This is a genomic window from Nostoc sp. (genome assembly GCF_036918245.1).
Lineage (GTDB): Bacteria > Cyanobacteriota > Cyanobacteriia > Cyanobacteriales > Nostocaceae > Nostoc.
Window position 1 is genome coordinate 140,894 of record NZ_JBALEF010000106.1, and the last position, 18,647, is coordinate 159,540.

16 protein-coding genes and 2 pseudogenes are annotated in these 18,647 nt (G+C 40.5%); 2 read left to right on the plus strand and 16 right to left on the minus strand.

The window, feature by feature from the left end:
* Positions 1-229 precede the first annotated feature (229 nt).
* The 9 genes from cas2 to V7L12_RS31335 all read right to left on the minus strand — a co-directional run bounded on the left by cas2 (position 230) and on the right by V7L12_RS31335 (position 10,508).
* Entirely contained in the window at positions 230-517 is a 288-nt protein-coding gene (gene cas2, locus V7L12_RS31295; RefSeq protein ID WP_322713634.1) for a CRISPR-associated endonuclease Cas2, read from the minus strand.
* A 31-nt stretch (positions 518-548) separates the two neighbouring features.
* A complete protein-coding gene (cas1d, locus tag V7L12_RS31300) occupies positions 549-1,553 on the minus strand; it encodes a type I-D CRISPR-associated endonuclease Cas1d (protein ID WP_335090359.1) in 1,005 nt (334 codons plus the stop codon).
* 216 nt (positions 1,554-1,769) lie between these two features.
* Positions 1,770-2,363, minus strand: a complete 594-nt coding sequence (gene cas4 / locus V7L12_RS31305) for a CRISPR-associated protein Cas4 (protein ID WP_335090361.1) — start codon at positions 2,361-2,363, stop codon at positions 1,770-1,772.
* 31 nt (positions 2,364-2,394) lie between these two features.
* Positions 2,395-3,240, minus strand: coding sequence for a CRISPR-associated endoribonuclease Cas6 (gene cas6 / locus V7L12_RS31310; protein WP_335090362.1), 846 nt, complete (start codon positions 3,238-3,240; stop codon positions 2,395-2,397).
* Positions 3,230-3,850: a 2OG-Fe(II) oxygenase gene (locus tag V7L12_RS31315; RefSeq protein WP_335090391.1), complete on the minus strand. Its 621-nt coding sequence runs from the start codon at positions 3,848-3,850 to the stop codon at positions 3,230-3,232. The genes cas6 and V7L12_RS31315 overlap by 11 nt, the downstream gene beginning before the upstream one ends.
* Before the next feature lie 70 nt (positions 3,851-3,920).
* Positions 3,921-6,617, minus strand: a complete 2,697-nt coding sequence (gene cas3, locus V7L12_RS31320) for a CRISPR-associated helicase Cas3' (protein WP_335090364.1) — start codon at positions 6,615-6,617, stop codon at positions 3,921-3,923.
* A complete protein-coding gene (locus V7L12_RS31325; protein WP_335090366.1) occupies positions 6,610-7,434 on the minus strand; it encodes a hypothetical protein in 825 nt (274 codons plus the stop codon). The genes cas3 and V7L12_RS31325 overlap by 8 nt, the downstream gene beginning before the upstream one ends.
* 3 nt (positions 7,435-7,437) lie before the next feature.
* Positions 7,438-8,334, minus strand: a complete 897-nt coding sequence (locus V7L12_RS31330; protein ID WP_335090368.1) for a hypothetical protein — start codon at positions 8,332-8,334, stop codon at positions 7,438-7,440.
* Positions 8,335-8,339: 5 nt separating this feature from the next.
* Entirely contained in the window at positions 8,340-10,508 is a 2,169-nt protein-coding gene (locus tag V7L12_RS31335; RefSeq protein WP_335090370.1) for a hypothetical protein, read from the minus strand.
* Positions 10,509-11,503: 995 nt separating this feature from the next.
* Here V7L12_RS31335 and V7L12_RS31340 point away from each other — a divergent pair.
* On the plus strand, positions 11,504-12,373 hold the full coding sequence (locus tag V7L12_RS31340; RefSeq protein ID WP_335090372.1) for a helix-turn-helix transcriptional regulator: 870 nt from the start codon (positions 11,504-11,506) through the stop codon (positions 12,371-12,373).
* A gap of 95 nt (positions 12,374-12,468) precedes the next feature.
* On the opposite strand, the gene V7L12_RS31345 is transcribed toward V7L12_RS31340, so the two are convergent.
* From V7L12_RS31345 to V7L12_RS31365, 5 genes are all read right to left on the minus strand, one after another.
* Positions 12,469-12,783, minus strand: coding sequence for a DUF5615 family PIN-like protein (locus tag V7L12_RS31345; RefSeq protein ID WP_335090374.1), 315 nt, complete (start codon positions 12,781-12,783; stop codon positions 12,469-12,471).
* A complete protein-coding gene (locus tag V7L12_RS31350; protein WP_335090376.1) occupies positions 12,764-13,039 on the minus strand; it encodes a DUF433 domain-containing protein in 276 nt (91 codons plus the stop codon). Before V7L12_RS31350 ends, V7L12_RS31345 begins: the two co-directional genes overlap by 20 nt.
* Positions 13,036-13,329, minus strand: coding sequence for a DUF433 domain-containing protein (locus V7L12_RS31355; protein ID WP_335090378.1), 294 nt, complete (start codon positions 13,327-13,329; stop codon positions 13,036-13,038). The genes V7L12_RS31350 and V7L12_RS31355 overlap by 4 nt, the downstream gene beginning before the upstream one ends.
* A gap of 20 nt (positions 13,330-13,349) precedes the next feature.
* Positions 13,350-14,213, minus strand: coding sequence for a fructosamine kinase family protein (locus V7L12_RS31360; RefSeq protein ID WP_335090393.1), 864 nt, complete (start codon positions 14,211-14,213; stop codon positions 13,350-13,352).
* A gap of 95 nt (positions 14,214-14,308) precedes the next feature.
* Positions 14,309-15,619, minus strand: a complete 1,311-nt coding sequence (locus V7L12_RS31365; protein WP_335090380.1) for a M16 family metallopeptidase — start codon at positions 15,617-15,619, stop codon at positions 14,309-14,311.
* Between the two features lie 302 nt (positions 15,620-15,921).
* On the opposite strand from V7L12_RS31365, the pseudogene V7L12_RS31370 reads away from it, so the two are divergent.
* Positions 15,922-16,083: pseudogene (locus V7L12_RS31370) on the plus strand (IS5/IS1182 family transposase); the annotation flags it as partial.
* Between the two features lie 71 nt (positions 16,084-16,154).
* Here the strand turns inward: V7L12_RS31370 and aspS are convergent.
* The gene (gene aspS, locus V7L12_RS31375) at positions 16,155-17,942 is read right to left on the minus strand and encodes an aspartate--tRNA ligase (protein WP_335090382.1); all 1,788 of its coding nucleotides are present in this window, start codon (positions 17,940-17,942) and stop codon (positions 16,155-16,157) included.
* 366 nt (positions 17,943-18,308) lie between these two features.
* Positions 18,309-18,647, minus strand: a pseudogene (locus V7L12_RS31380) (hypothetical protein); the annotation flags it as partial.

Here is an 18,647-nt window from a genome sequence, read left to right on the forward strand (position 1 = left end):
GTGCGGTTGCGCGATTCAAAAGCAATCATAGCATTAGAGAATTCGTTTGGAAAGAGCGCCAGGAAAATTTAAAGGCTGAAATCGTATTTTGATAAGCATTTCAGAGATTGCGCGGATGAGGATTAGGCGACTAATGGCTTGAAAGCCTTACTGGAGTTGGGATAGAAGCACTTTTTTATGGCTGTGAAATTTCTACACCTACCCCTCCGCGCATTTGAGATGCAGGAACCTAGCTAGAAGGAGACTCAGCAAAGAAAATTGTTTCGTCCCGTGGCTGTTCTCCGCCAATGCGTTCGACTTTTCGTTGACAACAGCCACAGAGAAAATAAAAGCGAACGCTGTCTGTGTCGGGTTTAATCAATTTAGCTAAACGCGATCGCAGTTTAGCATACTGAGTGGAAGTGATATCGCACTCAAACACACTCAGTTGCATCCATTGTCCGTAAGACTTGAGAACCGAATGGATTTTAGTCCGACGCTTATCTTCTGGAATGTCGTAGCTGACAACAATATACATGGAAAAATAGGGGAGAGGGATAAATGACTAATTACTTGAGAATTAAAGGAGGATATTTATCGATTTCGTTCATCAGGTACTTACTTAATAATCTCGCTTGAATTTCAAAGGATTCTTGGTAAGTGCATTTGTTTCCCATGACTGGATGCTTGAAACTCGATTGTTTCTTTTGTTCGTAGGCGCGAAGAAATGTATGCAGTCCTTCTTTGGTTAAAGACACAGCACCACTGAGCGGTTCGGTGGTAAAGTCAGTTAGAGTTAGCGATCGCTTGTTAATCAGCGACAACACTACAGCATCCACTATTAAAGGGCGAAATTCTTCCATCAAGTCTAAGGCTAGGGAAGGTCTACCATAACGCTCGACGTGTAAATATCCTAGATAGGGATCGAAGCCAACAATATTTAAAGCACTTTGCACATCATGACGTAGCAATGAATACCCAAAACTCAGCAGGGTATTAACTGGATCGGTTGGTGGGCGGCGGCGTCTGGCTTCAAATCTAAATTCTGAGGTTTTGATTAGCTGTTGAAAGCAACCAAAATAGGCTGCACTACCGGCACCTTCTAAGCCTCTGAGGGAATCTATACTGTTAGTTTTTTCTATTGGTGCGATCGCGTGTTCCAATCGAGTGATGTTATTATTCAAATCAACATCAGGATGTTCTCGCTGAGTGCGAAGTAAGCTATGGCGGTAATTTTTCAATTTACCCCGTACAAATCCTCTGACTAAGTGTATTGCTGGTTGTGATTCTCCCACAGCTTGCCATTGGGCTTTACGAACAAAGATATTTTTGGTAACTTCTGGTTCTAAACGTCCTAAATATCGGCCGTTTTGTGTGAGAAAAGTTAAACAAATGTGACGTTCTAAAAGTTCACTGACAACGGAGGGGGAAACGGTAGCCCGACCTAGTACTACAATTCCCTCTATTTTAATTAAAGGGATATCCAAAATTGTTTTTTGTTCAGCTTTGACGGTGAGACGTTCGTCAACTTTACCGATAAAAGCATCGGCTTGTGTTACGTAAACTGTTCCCATGATTTCATCCTTAATTAATTGAAAGTTATCAAACTCAATACAATACGGTTTGGTTAGCTTGTTTACTGCGCTAAGATCCCCCCAACCCCCCTTAAAAAGGGGGCTTATCTTCCTCCTTTACCCCCTTTTTAAGGGGGTCGCCACAGGCGGGGGGATTTTATTTAAACAGTGTTGAAAGTCAATACATGCTCAAACTAGAAGTTACCAGAGTATAATTTAATTAACTTCTTGATAACTTTTGACTTTATCAGTTGCTTTAGGCAAACATTGCGAATAAAGACTGCATCCTTGGCAACGTTTGCTATAAACTGGTTTTGGCATTGTTCCTGTTTCTAGGAGATTTGTGACAGATTCAATAGTTGCGATCGCACTTTGCCTTAACTCTTGATTAATCTCTACTAATTGCCGTTGATGGGAGTGGGCATAATAGATATATCCAGTGTTAACTGGTTGTCCTGTCATTTCTTCTAAGCATAAGGCTTGAGCGCAGACTTGCAACTCATCGTTATCCCATTCGCCTTTGCGTCCACGTTTGTATTCCACGGGATAAACTTGACCTGATTCGGCCTCAATTAAATCAGATTTTCCGATGAGTTTGTATTGCTCAGACTTTAGCCAAATTGCCCGAATTTGCCAAGTTTCTCCTCGTTGTACATCGCTTGTAGTGTGGACGCGATCGTGTAAACTTGTACCTTCAATGGTGTATTGATTATCAGTAAATTCGCCTGCACAAAACATCCGCCAACAGCGATGCGGACAATAGGCATATTGGTTCAATGCCGCAATGGAAATATATTCGGTTTGATTCATAACTGAGGTGGTTTTTAAATGATTATTAGAATTATGGAGAATCTAGCCGCCGTGTCATTCCCATTCCCATAGTTGTTTTTCGACCAATTCCTGCATACAAAGCAAAATCAGCTAAAGCATTAAGTTGCTTAATTTGGATTGGTTCAATTTGTCCCAAAATCTTATAGGTAACTTCGCCAATAATGCCAATAAATTTACTGCGGGAGTCGGTTAATATTTCTGTGTGAATATTGACAAATGAGGGAAATATTGACTCGATCGCAATATGAGATAATTCTATACCACTGTATTTATTCCACCGCGAAAGTAGGGAATTAAAAACAGATTCTCTGGTAGGAAGGGTAGTATCATACTGTCCTTGACGGAAGGCGGTAGGTGTGCAGAAGCTAAGGTTAATGGAAGAATTACGCTCGCTAGCTTCTTCGTATAATTGAGCATAAGTACTGGCATTTGCCCAAGGTTGAATAGATTGGGGTGTGCCTTGAATGCTGGTAATATACAAGTCAGCCGGGCCAAGATGCCAAGGGCGATTGGGATTAAGATTTAGCCAGAGTTGGGTAAGTTTGCCAAATAGAGTGTCATCTAATAAAGAGATGCGCCACCAACAAGGTGTTCCGGCGGGAATGGGTTGTTGATGTGAATATTGCAATTTAGATCCCCCCTTACCTCCTTTCAAAAGGGGAGAGTTTGTATTGCTAATTTGTAGAGGAGAGAGGGTGAAAGCTTTGTCAGCAGTGGAATCGTGCAAGCGATCACCTAATGTGGTATCTACAGAACTAACAAGGGTGAGAAATAGGGCGTGGAGATGTCTACCTGTGAGATACTGGGGTGGAATGGGCGATTGAGGTAGCAAATTCAACACTAAACTATGAGGCATACTTTCTCTTTTTGGTTGTAGACTGAGTGCTTCTTGACTCTACAGTGAACTCAGGGATTTCCTGGAGTTCAGGTTCACTCAAACTATACTGCTCACAAACTAAACTTAGGCGATTTCCTGGGGTTTTGACAGCGTTAACCGAATGGGTTAAATCACCTTGAAAATAAACTAAAGTATTGAATTGGGGCTTAATTTGCCCAAGTTGGCGTTTGTGCGATCGCAATACCAGTTCTCCCCCTTCCATATCCGCAGGTACGCGCACATAGAGGACACTGACAACCGCAGGCGGTTCAATGGTTTTGGAGTAGGAACGTAAGGAGCGATCGATATGCGGATCGACGCGGGAGCCTTCTTTCAGCAGTAAAGGATTGAGGTAAAAAGCATTACAGTTAGGCTGGAGAGCCAAATCGAGGTAAGGTTTGAAGTAGGGAAACTGCTGTTTTACTTTTGCTAATCCAGAACGCTGAAATACTACGGAAAATCCTTTAGTGGCGACAAAATCGCGGTTGAGGTTGTTGATAGCAAAGTAAGGACAAGCTTGGATTTCTCCCCACAAGTTGTTTAGGTAGTCGCTGGGGAAGGCGTTGGATTGTTGTTGATAGTGTTTCACAGTGGATGTAGTGGGAGAATACTTCAAGACTTCATCAGGTTAAATAGTATAAGGGGAAGTAGCTTAAGAACTAATCAGTATTTAAAGATTTTGTATATGTTATAATTGACGATTTCTTGTCATTATGCTGGTAAAGTAACTTTTCCTCAAAGTCAGATGTTTTTAGTTTAATAAAAACTCCTGGTAATTCAACAAAACCCAATTCTGGGTTATACGGATATTCATCTTTACCATCAAACGTCCCTGCACCTTGGTTATTGGGTGAAATTTCAATAAATATATCTTTTAAGTACGCAGAACCCCACCCTATATCTCTCAACTCCCATCGTGTATTTTCATAATTGTAGTAACGCTCATAGACATAGGTATTAGCATATTGATTATTTTTATTTTTGACTAGACGATCAATAGGAACTGTAATTTTTTGTTCTTCGCCTGTACTCTGATCTTTATAAATCAATGTTGCTGATGGCTTCCAGCTACGAGTAATTACTAAACCCTTTTCATGAGCGGGTTGACAAGTTAAGTCTGCTCCATAAACATAGTCATGCAGCATTGAAAAAAGTTCTACTACTCGATAATCATCTACTTGTTGGGTTATAGAAATACATTTAGCAATTAGTTGAGTATCAAAATCTTCTAATGATTGGAGAGTTTTTTGATATTTTCGCCATCCAAAAGAATCTAAGCTATTGGCAAAATCGGGAATTTCATCACCTACTAAAATTACTTTTGCATCTGAAATATTTCCTTTACGGTTACAGCGTCCTGCTCTCTGAATCAAATTTTCAGGTGGGCAAATTTGAGATATCAACACCTCAGCATTCAAGTCACAACCAACTTCTATTGCACTGGTTGTAACTAAAATATAAGGCTGACTGTTTGCATTCCGTTCTTGTATTTGTTTGTAGATAATTGGCCTAATTTTGTCAGCAATTCTACCGTGATAGAGAAATATAAATCGTCCACAAGCATCAGTATTAGAACCAACATTTTTAATTAAATACTGGTAAATAGCTGCTGCGTCTTTAACAGTTTCAACTACAGCAATAATTCGGCGATTAGCTTTTGATTGCCATTCCTTAAGAATAATTTTCGCAATCTCATTTTGGAACAGTTCAGGATTATCTTGGTCAAGTTTAAGATGACTATGCCATTCAAAAGCTTTTTTATTGAGATGAGGTTGCTTTAAGGTTTGCTGCTGAAATTGATTGAGTTCTTCTAAATACTGAGAGTTATCTACAAAATCAATTAAATCTTCTAAATAGTTAAATCGCTCATAATGCTCTATTGGCATAGTAGCTGTCATTAAAACAAGAGAGCGTCCAGCTTCATAGAGAGACTTGACCAAGCTTTGAAAGTTCGTAAATGATATTTCATCATAAGTATGAGCTTCATCAAAGCAAATTAAAGTGTTTTCTCGATGAATCCTTAAAGGGAAAATGAAAGACTTTTGTTTATCACCAAAAGCAAAATAACGATATAGAAACTTATCCAGGGTTGTTAATATAACATCCCCTTTATATAAATGACGGCGAGAATTGATATTTAGTGTAGAAGCGATATCTTCCCCATTGCGATAAACGCATCTGTACATCTGCGCTCCTGTGTCCACAACCAGAGATATTTCACGTTCTGGTTGTAATTTTGAAAATATCTTAAGATATTTCTCAATTCTCTCTTTCTGGTCTTCTAATAAACTACGAGCAGGTAAAGGTAGAAACAGACGATATCCTCTCGCTAATGCTGGAAATAAAATAGCTTCCATTTTCCCAGAACCCGTAGGAGATTTCAGCAGAACTGCGGGATGGTCATTATTAGCTATAGCTTTAAATACTCTGTCTTGCATAGGATTAGGAACAAAATTTTCTCCTCCCAATGCCTTATAAAAAGAGTTGCAATTCCAATCTTTTAACTTATCATCTGATTTATAGGCACTCAGGGTAATTGATTTAGGCTCTGATTTTTCAGGTTTTCCATGCTGAGACTGCCACCAGTTCTTAGCAATTTGATTTAACACTTTACCTAAGTTATAATCTTGTTCTGTATTTAGACAGTTTTGCAAACTATCTTTATCAGCTTGGCTAAGTTCCATTGACCAATATTCAAAGGTAAGTGGAGTACTACTTTTATTAAAAGGACAAGGATCAATCAAGTAAATCTTGTCATCTAACTCAGATTTTGCAGTTGTATAATCCATAAAAGCACGAGATTCTGCTTGCTCGTCATCTCCAATCACACGACAAGCTAATTCTGCTTCTATCTGGTCGCACATTTCTAAAATGTAGAGTTCACGAGCATAAGTAAGTGGGTCTTTGGCTAGAATGTCAGCATAATATTGAGATTCTTGCTTTAACTTGTAAGTATCTCGACTAATATCATTTACGGAAAAATCATGATGTCCTATAGCTAGAGTTTTTGCCCAAATATCCGAGCTATTAGCTGCAAATCGATGCCCTTTAAATGAATAAATATATTCTTTAAATTTTCTATATTGAGTAGTTTTAACTTCAAGATTAAACTTCTGAGGTTTACCCATATCATGAATGTCAGCGGCTTTTAGAACTCTCTGAAACGATTCTTGACGTTCTTCTAGTGTTGCATCTGGGAAGTCGTCGTCAAAATTCCAAGCTTTGACTAGTCTTCTAACGTTACCTACATGATTTCCCAACGGCTGAAAGTAAACCCTATTAGGTATAGGGTTAGATTTTTCAGGAAAGAATACTCGACCAAAATTAAATGGATGTTGACGCTCTGACTTAGACATAGACTTCTCCTTTCAACAGATTTATGAGAGATACAGGAATATGAATTTTTCCGTTGGTGTAATAATCTAAAGTTGGAGGATCACCAATTGGATGAGCAAAATAGGCAGTAACAAAAGGGACAAACCCATTTACCTGAGTGGGGTTCTGATCTAAAAAACCCTCCCCTTCTGACACAGGTTGAGTATTTGCTGACCAGTTGTAGCGATACAGGTTATAGATATCGCAACCTTTAATAAAGTGATTGCTTTGTAATAAGTCTTCCATTGGGACAATTGTTGATGGGTTAGCCGCAATTATTTTACGTTCCATCTCAATTAATTCTGAAACTTCTTTAACTACGGCATAACCTTCTTTACCTAATTTGCAGCCGTAGCCTTCCAATTTTTGAAAGTATTCTAGACCTGCTTTAGATTCGCTGATTACATAACCAACTAATTCTTCTGCAATGAAATATTCCCATGTGTGAAGTTGAAAATTTGCCTTGTCTTCATCCAAGTAAAGCCTAGAGAAAGAATCATGGTTAAACTCTCGCATTCCCTTTCGATAAGTCCGATGTACTCCGCTCCACTTTCCTGAAACTGGGTATGCACCCAAAGCTATATAACTAGGTGGTAGAGCATAAATTGGTGGATTTTTGTTGTTCACGCGAGTCTCAGGAATCTCTAGCTCGACGCTCATCATACCGAGTCTGCGTAAAAATCCAGATAGAGTAGTTGGCGGTACAAAAGGATAAGTTGCAATGTTAAGAATTGACCCAGGCAGGATGCGAAATGTCATCGCTGCCGTAGGCTGAATTGTTAATTTGAGGCAGTACATGACTTATGCCTGTAAAACGTTATCAACGAAGTTGCTAGAATATTCCTGCAATTTTTCTAGAGCCGCATCACCAATCCACCGCTCAAAGTGTGTTTTTTGAATATGATCAGTTGCATCTTCAGGTTTTCTAGAAAGTCGGATAAATTCTGCGATCGCTTCTTCTGGATTATTGATAGCAGGAGATACGATTGGACGTTTACGTTTTGGTACAAGGTAGCGATCTACTACTAGCAATGGTTGCCTGTCTGAGGACTCAGCGATCGCAATTCCCTTCGGATTACCAGAACCAATACGAGGTAAGGAATCAAGAAACGCATAAGCAACAGCAGCAAATTCACTATCCTTTATACTCAATGCGTGGTTTAAGACTGGATAAAGAATACCTGGTTGGTTATATTCTCGTTTGAAGGGAATTGGCTTTTCTTCCTTTTTAGATAAATTATTGGAAATTATTGCTGGATGCATTGCTCGCTGCTTTTCTACTGCAAACATTTCTTGCACTGCAACACCTCCACCATGTGTCACACGACCAATTAATGTTTTCTTTCCTGTTATTAAACCACCATAAACTGCACAAATTGGACATTCTGGTATAGCGCAGGTATTAGGAATACCACAGTCTTGTTTATCTCCTAATAATTCCCCTGTTGCTACTGGTGCCCAAATTAAGCAACGTCTTTCTACTCCCTTTCTTTTAGTTGGGGAAAGATAACATTTTTCGATTGAACGAGCTTCGCTAGAGAGATCATCTTTTATTTTGAGCTTAACTGTTTCAACTAAATTGACATTGACCTGTACTTCATGTCCAAAATATAGTTCTTGTGAACCTTCGAGCATTGCATAAATGTCAAAATGTACGCGAGGGTTATTTGCATCAGTTTTAGGAAGTCCACTTGCCATAATTATTACTCCTTTGTAGATTTTTGTTTGCGAACTAATTCAGGAAAACGAGTGTAAAGAGATAGTTTTAGTTGATATGTCAAATCTTTCCATTCTTTTTCTTGAGAATATGCCTTATTCTCTTTAAAATGCTGATAAATATTTAGAATATCGTCAGCATATATGCTAAGGTATTTTTTACCTTTTTCATCTTGTATTTCCCTGTTAGATAGTTCTAATCTATCTAATAGTTCCTTGGCTTGATCGTAGATAAAATAGTTTTCTGGATTACTGTAAAGTCGAGATTGAACACTTCTTTTTGTTTCATCTCCCAGTGTTGCGTAATAGCAGAAAGCTACAGGATCATCAACTTTTTCAATTAATTTACTTACTTCTCTTTCTACATAATCCTCTCCTTTCTTTGCTTGTCTGGCTGTAATTTCTAGAGATTGAGCAAAAGCGTAAGTTATACCTGTTAATGCAGCAATATCTATATATAACCTTGCTTTTGGTGCTGGTTGTTTATCTGAATCCATATCGACTCCTTTTGTTTTTAAATCATTTTGTATTGCCTGCCAATACATTTCACGGATTTGTTCTAATTGGTATTTATTAGACCTACTCGCAACTTTAATGAGAGTATAATCAGCCAAATAAGGTAAATCTTGTTGGATATAACGGACTGCATCAGCTAAAGGAAGATTTACTTTTTGCTGATTTTTTTCTTTGTCGATAGTAATAATTGATTGTCCATAGCTATCGATCAATCCCTTAATAAAAATTAGATGTCTGCTACTTAAGGTAATTTTTTCGCTACCTTGGATAATTAGTGAAAATTTAAAATCTGCCAACACCTCAACAGGAAAATTTTTGGCTGTTTTTACTATTGCATATTGTACTTGACCCATTTTCTGAGATGCTAAATCTCCTGTGCTTGTCTTATCTTCATTAGAATTCAAAATCAAATAACGGTCTGCACTCAGATGCATCTCTTTATTTGTCAGCATTCTGAGATAATCTTTGATTTTTAGTTTTTTTAGCTCCAAATCTGTACCATCATTTGCAGGTTCAAGCATCAAAACAACACTTTCATCTGTGACTTTCAATGGAGATGCAAAAGCTAAAGCAGAGCATGAAGAACAAATATATGGTCTACCTTCACTTGATGCTGACTGACGACGTTGAGAAGGACGCTCAAACATAAATCTGAGAACTTGCCAGCGTGCGGTTTTTGCGTCAAGTTTAACACCGCAGGAATAGCAATATTCTTTACTATCATCTCCAGGCGATCGCATTTCTCCTAAAATAGCTTCTTCTGTCAGTAACGGTTGTGGTAATGGGTCATTTAGCTGATTTTCTTCTAGCAGCCGATACATCTCAGATATACATTGAGTGAAAATATCGCCACGAGTTGAATTAATTTGGTCTGTTGCAGTTTTGGTAAAGTATTTGGAAATTCCACGAATTTCGCTAAATCTCTTAGGATTATTTTTTTCATCTAGTTTAACAAACTCAAAAGGTTCTCCTTTAGATTCATTAAATATTTGCAACTTCTGCTGAATTGATTTTTGAGTAAAAATGACTTCAGCCCTTAAGTTTTCTTGCTTTTTTTGCAGTTTATTCTGTTCTGATTTAGTCAGTTTAGCTACCGATATTTGAGTTTCTATTTGTCCCAAGTCTTGCCATGCAGCATATTGTTCTTTTAAGCTTTTACCAAAAGATTTTCGGAAATATTCAGTATATTTATTAGCTTCCTTGATTTGCATTGCTTTCTTGTCTTGCAACTCTTTTATTTTGGATTTGTCCGTTTTATCATCCAAATCAGATTCAGCAAGTTCTTTTTCTAATGCATAAATCTGTCTTTGGCGGTTATTTTGACGTTCTCCAACATCACGTATAACCGCAAAATACCAAGCTGCTAATACATTCGATTGCTCTTTCGTCAAAATTGGTACATCCAAAGTGCTAAATCCCCGTCCAGAAAGAGTAACGGAATTTAGCATCTGAATGAAAGTCTGTACTAATCCTGGTAATTGATGTTTTGTATTGCCATAATCAGAAAAAGCTACTTTTTCTAGAAACTCTTGCCAAAGTTCTGCAAAGCTCGATATTTGCTTGTTAGGAATGAAAACTCTCACATGGCGATCGCTCTCGTCAAGCACAACAATTTGATGCAGCTTTTGCAAGTATTCCAAAAATCGGTCAATTGCGCTTTCAGTCGCTAACCTTGCTTGCAATTCACCAGGTAAGGGAGATTTGTAGAGAATCTGAACTTTACCAATTTCCTGACTTTGGTAAATTACTTTATGTGCATCCAACTCAATCTGTAGTGATACCCCTATCGTTCGATTTGGCTTGGCTAAACTTAACTCTCGCTTGAGCCAAGGTGAGTCAAATTGTGATGCAAGAGCAAATGTCTCAGCTTTACTTGCTAATGTCGAAATTAAAGCCTTGGAATCTGGTAAAGGCACTTTCGCAGCAAGCGCAGCTGTTAATATCTTCAGGTTAACAGCCGTGTTCATGATTTTAAATTTGAGCAAATTTCATTTGCAGGAGCAGGTTTTGATATACCCACTCCCGACAGTTATAACCTTCTGAAACTAGAAGTTCCAGTTAGCAAAAGAAATTACGTTACCCTCGTGATCACAGATCCAAAGACACATCAACTCTGCAATCCATCGCCTACGCTTTTGGATTTGCATTGTGAAGTCATTTATCTCATCCTGATACTGGGCTATCTTCCTTGCAATCTCATTAGGATCGCAGTCCATATATTCACCTCCTCTAGCGACAAGAAAATCGCCGGAGGACATCTAGCTGTGTTACCCTAGAAACTGCGAGTTTAAAGGATATAACTGGATTCACCTCCGGTTATATTTAACACTACCAGAAATTTTCATTGTCTTACAGATATAGATTAAAAAAGCCTCTTTTGGACTATAATATCTATTAGCCTCTAAATTCCCCTAATCCCTTATCAGGGATTGAAATTTACAGGATATAGATTATAGAGGTTGAAGGTTTTCCTTCTATTCAAAACTAATCCCTATCAGGGCTTTCAAGCTAGAGCGTTGCTCTGGCTTTTTTTATACCTCCATTTTTGTCACTGCATTTAAGAAGAAAGCTTTAATTGCATTTACAATTTAAATATTGACATATATATTTCTAAATTGCAAGTACATTTTGGAGAATGCCAAGAAAAAAAGACACGATTACACTGTCAATTCCGCCAGGAACTAAGGAGCAACTAGAAGCGATCGCTCGCCAACTCAATATCACTTGGGGCAAAGAACCCAGTATTTCGGGCTTAATAGTGGCGATCGCACAAGAGTCTATAGAAGTCGGAAAGCCTTTCACTCTTGACTCAAACAAAATTAACGCATTACACAAAGCTATCAAAGCCCTGAGTGATGCAGGTCAGATAGGGGAAGCTCAAACTGTACTTACACTTTTGTTGGAGCGTAGTAATCTTGAAGCTCCCTTGCGTCAATCGCTGATGAAACAACTGAGTCAACCTGCTCCTGCGTGGCGAATTCAAATTGAAGAGTTAATCAAGAGACAACAGCCTTTCTACCTTGTCTATCAAAACTCTCAAGGTGATGAACTAGCATATACAGTTCGCTATGCTGAGGTTCGTTTCTTTGACAGACGTTTTTACTTAATGATTTGGTGTGAAGAAACTCAAGACGTAGAAAACGATATTCCTGATTTACCAGAATTATGGCACAATCGCTGCTTGCGCCTAGACCGCATCGAATCAATGGCAACTATACCTGCCAGTGGGAATTGGCGCAAAGAACTAGATTATCTAGAAGTGTACTTACATTTACGTAGTGGCTTGGTGAAAGCCTATCAGCCTAAAGAAGATGATATCAAAGATGAAATCATTGGAGATGTGCGCCAGGTGGTGCGGCGAGTAGTCAACGATTTCTGGTTGATTCGAGAAGTATCACGTTATTGGGAAGATTGCGTGATTGTATCACCTGAAAGTCTGCGCGATCGCCTCAAACAAAAACTCCTCACCCTATGCCAGTTATACGATATCGAAACCAGGAGTTAAGTCTTGTGGGGTAGGCCGGAAAGCCTGCCCTCAATCATACATCTGGCTCAATCTGTCGATATTCCTGAATGCTTCCCCTCTGAATCATCCACAATTTACCAGTTACTTCTGCGGCATTTAGCCCCTGAATCAGCGTCTCTATTAGCTTCTTGCCAAAATGTAAAATTAGGACGAGAAGGTAAGCGAATAATCACAATTCCTGGATAGTCAGAGGGATTGTATTTTAAACGATTTCCAAATCCGCGATCGCAACTAACTAAACATCTACCTTCACGGCGGCAAATATCAATAACTTCTCGATCGAGTGCAGAACTTAAACCTTGTCCTGGGACTGTTGCAACATCGTGTCCTGCTAATTGCAATAAAGTTACAACACGTAAGTCGATATTTTCATCTAGCTTTAATTTCACGCACTTGCTTCCTTTTTTTTGTCAAAGGAAGTTCCACAAAAACATCCCGCGCCATCTCTGCACCATAGGCGATACAAGCCAGTACATCTTCTCTTTCTATACTTGGATAAGCTTCAAGAACTTCTTCAATTGTTGTACCACCGGCTAAATAGTCCAAAATTAGTGATACCCAAATACGGTGTCCGCGAATGCACGGTTTACCGAAACAAATGTTCGGATCGATGGAAATGCGAGAAAGCAAATCATTGTTACTCATACAGCTTTACTTCCAGAATTTAATTCTTCTTCGTGCTGTGCGTAGTATGCCCATGCAGCCGTTAAATCATCTTTGGTGAGGGTGGGATAATTACGCAGCAATTCTGCATCATCTGCTCCTTGCTGGCGGAAAGCTACTAGTGTCCACACAGGAATGCGTGGTTGTCCACCGCAAACACCTGGAGTTAATTGAATTGTCAAACTATTGAGGCCTTCTTGTAGTAAAAGACGTTCTTCCAGAGTGAGGGAGGTGATGATTTGCAGCAGTGAATCGACCAATCGTATGTTCATGTATTTCTGCAATCCTCTACTTAGCGCAAAATCTGGTCAATCATCCGGTTTGCTTGGGAAGCATAACCGCCACCAAATAAATTGAAGTGATTCAAAATGTGATACAGGTTATAAAGCGTTTTTCTCCGTTCGTAGCCTGCATCTAAAGGAAACACTTCGTTGTAACCCTTATAAAACGCTGCTGGGAACCCACCAAACAATTCTGTCATGGCGATATCAACTTCGCGATCGCCAAAATAAGTTGCTGGATCAAATATCACTGGTTCCCCCGATGCAGTACACCCAGCATTTCCGCCCCATAAATCGCCATGTACTAAAGAAGGTTGCACCTGATGATCCGCCAATAGTTCAGGGATAGCTGCTAATAACTTGTCTTGTTGGGTAAAATTACCTCCCTGTCGCCTTGCTAACTGAAATTGATAACCCAAACGATGTTTAATATAAAATTCCGTCCAGTCTGCTGTCCAAGTATTGATTTGAGGTGTGGAACCAATGGTATTGTTAATTTTCCAACCAAAACCTTGACTGCTGCTAGCTTTATGCATTGCTGCTAACTTGCGCCCCATCTCTTCCCATGAATTGCTGTTACCGCTACCAAGTTCTAACCATTCTAGGACGATGTAGCTAGAATTATCAGCAGTACCCCAGCAAATTGGTTTGGGGATGCGAATACTAGCTGTTGCTAGCATTTGCTCTAAACCCAACGCCTCAGCTTCAAACATCGCAACTTGGGATGCAAGGTTTTGTTTGACGAAGTAGGTTATCTCACCATTAGAGACAGCATAACCTTGGTTGATGCACCCGCCACCAACCGATCGCCTTTGCTGACTTTTAAATTTTTCGCCAATCACTTGGCTAATATGGGTGTCGATTTGAGTCCACATCATGCAATTTTGGATTTTGGATTTTAGATTAGTAACTGGGCATTGAAGTACTGGTTATTAATTATCTTCCCCATGCCCTATTCCCAATTTTTAATTTACGGCTTGACAAAAACTACACCATAAGCATCTGGAGATAGATACTCTTTGGCTGCTTGCATCAAGTCTGTTGCATCTTGGCTCTGAATGATCGCGGGGTAGTTAAAGGCGGGTTCCAAATCTCCCACCAAAGATTGATAATAACCATACAACCCAGAGCGCTCGCTTGGTGTTTCGTTACCAAATATAAATCTGTTAGCGACTCGCCGCTGCACACGAGCTATTTCTGATTCTGTTACTAACTCTGTTTGTATTTTGCCAATGTGTTGAGCGATCGCATCCTCTACAACTGGTAAATTTTCTACTGCACATTTGGCTGAAATATAAAATATCCCTTGTAGCTCGTTGCTCATGTTGCTCACAGAAATCGAAGAAACTAATCCTCGTTCTTCCCGTAAATCTCTCACTAATCTTGATGTCCGTCCGTGTCCCAAAATTCCGGCTAAAACATCCAATCCATAGGTGCGATCTAACTGGGTCATTCCTGGAACCCGCCAAACCATCACTAGCCTTGCTTGCTGTAGACTTTCATCGATAAATTCTCGACGGACAACTTCTGTAAATGGTGACTCAGGGCTGAGTGGAAAGTGGGGAGTAGCGAGTGAGGAAGGTGGGATACTCTCTGGGGATAAGGGGGAATGGGGAGTTTTATTAGCTTTTGTAAATCCTTCAGCAACAGTTGCAATTAATTCTTCCACAGGCAAATTGCCCACAGCCACAGCAGTAATTGACTGGGGTTGATACCAATTAGCATGAAAATCTCGCATCTGCTGGGGTTTAAGTCCGGCAATCACAGATTCTGGCCCCAATACCGCACGGCGATAGGGTAGATAATCAAAAGCTGTCTCCATCGCCCGCCGAAATGTACGCCGCTGGGGATTATCCTCTGAACGCCTAATTTCTTCCAAAACTACCAATCGCTCACGTTCAAAGGCATCATCAGGAATACTCGCATTCGATACTACATCTATTTGTAGTGGCGCAAGCTCGGCAAAATCTTTGGGGGCAGTAGTTATATAGTAATGAGTATAGTCTTGGCTAGTAGCGGCATTGGTGACAGCACCCCGTTCTTCAATTCGACGTTCAAATTCGCCACTAGCCAGTCGTTCTGTTCCTTTAAAAATCATGTGTTCTAAAAAGTGAGCCATGCCGTTAATGGCATCAGGTTCTACAGCAGAGCCAACTTTTATCCATAAGTTGAGGTTTACGGCTTCAACTGGCATTTGCTCGGCAACGATTGTCAAACCATTGGGCAACTGGTGCAGCGTCGGAGCATTGAGACGGGGAAATTTCCGCAGGGTTGAGGTCATTGCTACTTGTGTGTGAGGAGCATGTTACTCTTTTATCTTATCTGCGACTATAAAATAAGCACTGCGATCGCTTCTCCTGTCGGAGACGCTTCTCTACGAAAGGAGAAGCGATGGCATTAGCAAGAGACGCAAAGAAGACTTGACAGGGCATCTGCCTTAAGTTGACGCTAATGGGCAGTGCCGTGCCCCTACACTCGTGATGTAATGTTGTACCGCATCTGAATAGGAACCGCTATAAGCCTGATTTTCTGCGATCGCTTGCAGTATTCGACAGTCTGCAGAAGGTAGGTTATAAACTTTGCCGTTGGATTATACAAGTAGCACTCCAACCCAAAGAGCGCAAAGGGTTTGTTTTGTTTCCAAAACACTGGGTGATAGAGCGCACCTTGGGTTGGCTTGTTTGGTGTCGGCGATTAAACAAAGACTACGAACTACTCCCTGTAACGGCAGAGACATTTGTCTAGCTTGCCATGATCCAAATTATGGTGAGACGATTGACATAAAATTTTACCCTTTATAACTTTTCAAACATTTTCTAAGACTTTGGTTTATAAGTCGAAGCAACGTATAATTCTTTCAACTGTTTAGCATCTACACTCGAAGGCGCATCTGTTAACAAACAACGTGCTTGTTGTGTCTTTGGAAAAGCAATAACATCCCGAATAGATTCTTCTCCAGCTAGCAACATTACCAAACGATCTAAACCGTAGGCGATGCCACCATGCGGCGGTGTACCATATTCAAATGCTTCTAAGAGAAAGCCAAATTTACTTTGTGCTTCTTCAAGAGATAAACCGATCGCTTCAAACACTTGCTGTTGAATTTCTCGCTGATAAATCCGCAGACTTCCGCCGCCAACTTCTACGCCGTTGAGTATTAAGTCGTAAGCTTGGGCGCGTGCAGTCTTTAAGTCGCTCAAATCATCAGGATGGGGTGCTGTAAATGGGTGGTGCAGTGCTTCTAGACGCTTCTCGTTACCATTCCACTCGAACATCGGGAAATCTGTAATCCACAGCAAGTTGATTTTTTCTGGATCGATTAAGTTAAATTCTCTAGCGATCGCTTGCCGTAATCTATCTAATGTTTTATTAACTGTAGCAGCATCACCAGCCCCAAACAACAGCAAATGTCCAGCTTTCGCACCTGTACGGCGTAAAATTTCTTGTTTTTGTTCAAGGCTGAGGTTGTCTTTTATCGCCCCAATGGTGTCAATTTCGCCATCATCCCTGACGCGGATAAAAGCTAAACCTTTAGCACCGGCTTCACTGGCTTCTTTAAATAAGTCGCCACCCGGCTTAATACGGACATTAGAAATTACATCGTTACCGTTGGGAATGGGGAGAATTTTGACGATACCACCATTGGTAACAGTGTCCCGAAAGACTTTGAAACCAGAGTCTTTGACAATATCTGAGATATCAACTAATTCCAAACCATAGCGTGTATCTGGTTTATCACTACCATAGCGTTCCATCCCCTCAGCATAAGTGAGACGGGGGAAAGGGCGCTGTAACTCAATGCCTTTAACTGTTTTGTAGATATGGCAAACTAAATTCTCATTTAGTTCGATAATTTCTTCTTGGGACATGAAGCTCATTTCCATGTCCAACTGGGTGAATTCTGGTTGTCTATCAGCGCGTAAGTCTTCGTCACGAAAGCAACGGGCAATCTGATAATATCTATCTAAGCCGGATACCATCAGCAATTGTTTAAAGAGCTGAGGTGATTGCGGCAAAGCATACCACTCACCAGGATTGACGCGACTGGGTAGAACGTAATCCCGCGCCCCTTCTGGGGTAGAACGGGTAAGAATTGGGGTTTCGACTTCGATAAAACCTTCCAAATCTTCTAGATAACGACGCATGGCTTTGACAATTTGATGACGCAGTTGCAAATTTTGCGCCATGCGTTCGCGTCGCAAATCCAAATAACGATATTTCAGCCGTAAGTCTTCCCGCACTGTTTCGGTGTCAGCTACAGAAACTTGGAAAGGTAACTGTTTGCGAACAGCATTGAGTAGTTCAATTTTATCGGCGTAAATTTCCACCTCGCCTGTGGGGATGCGGGTATTCAACGATTCTTCGGGACGTTGTGTTACCCTACCAGTGATTTTGACAACATATTCATTTCGCAGGGCATTTGCATATTCGTAAGAATCTGGGGTGCGTTGCGGATCGCTGACGATTTGGACAATTCCAGAGCGATCGCGCAAATCTAAAAATATCACACCACCATGATCGCGGCGACGGTCTACCCATCCGTAAAAGGTAACAGTTTCTCCAATATGTTCTTTTCGGAGTTCGCCGCAATAGTGAGTTCGCATAAGTCTTAGTTATTGTTTCCGGGCTAGATTGGCAAGAAAATGTCAAAGCCTTCCCATTATCTAGCATCAATAGTAATTGTAGTAGTTCTGGTGAAAGAAAAAATCAAATAATCTCACACTATATATACAGCAGTTTTCTTTTGGAGGCAGGAGGCAGGGGGCAGGAGGCAGGAGGCAGAAACTCTTTATATCTGACTTGGATGTACCGTGGCGCAGATATCTATATCTTTGTTTCAGGGGACAGTGATGTTGTTGGTGATGTCTCTTTTACTAGCGATCGCAGGATTTACAGCAGTTTATCATGTATTTGAAGCACACCTGTCGTAGGGGCGCAAGGCCTTGCGCCCCTACTGCGTGGTCTATTTACTATTTTGGTTGATTAGGACGATTTTCTTGAGGAGAGGCTCCGCCATCGCCAGGAGGATGAGGTGGAACACCTAATGCGTCGATTAACTGTTGTTCAGTGACACCCAGCTTTGCTGCTGCGGCTTTCAAATCAGGTCTGGGTGGGCGTTGATTGCGATCGCCTGGATTTGGAGGATTGGCAGGAACTCCCAATGCCGCCTTTAACTGGGCTTCTGTAACTCCTAACTTTGTCGCCGCCGCTGCAAAATCAGGTCTGGGTGGGCGTTGATTGCGATCGCCTGGATTTGGAGGATTGGCAGGAACTCCCAATGCCGCCTTTAACTGGGCTTCTGTAACTCC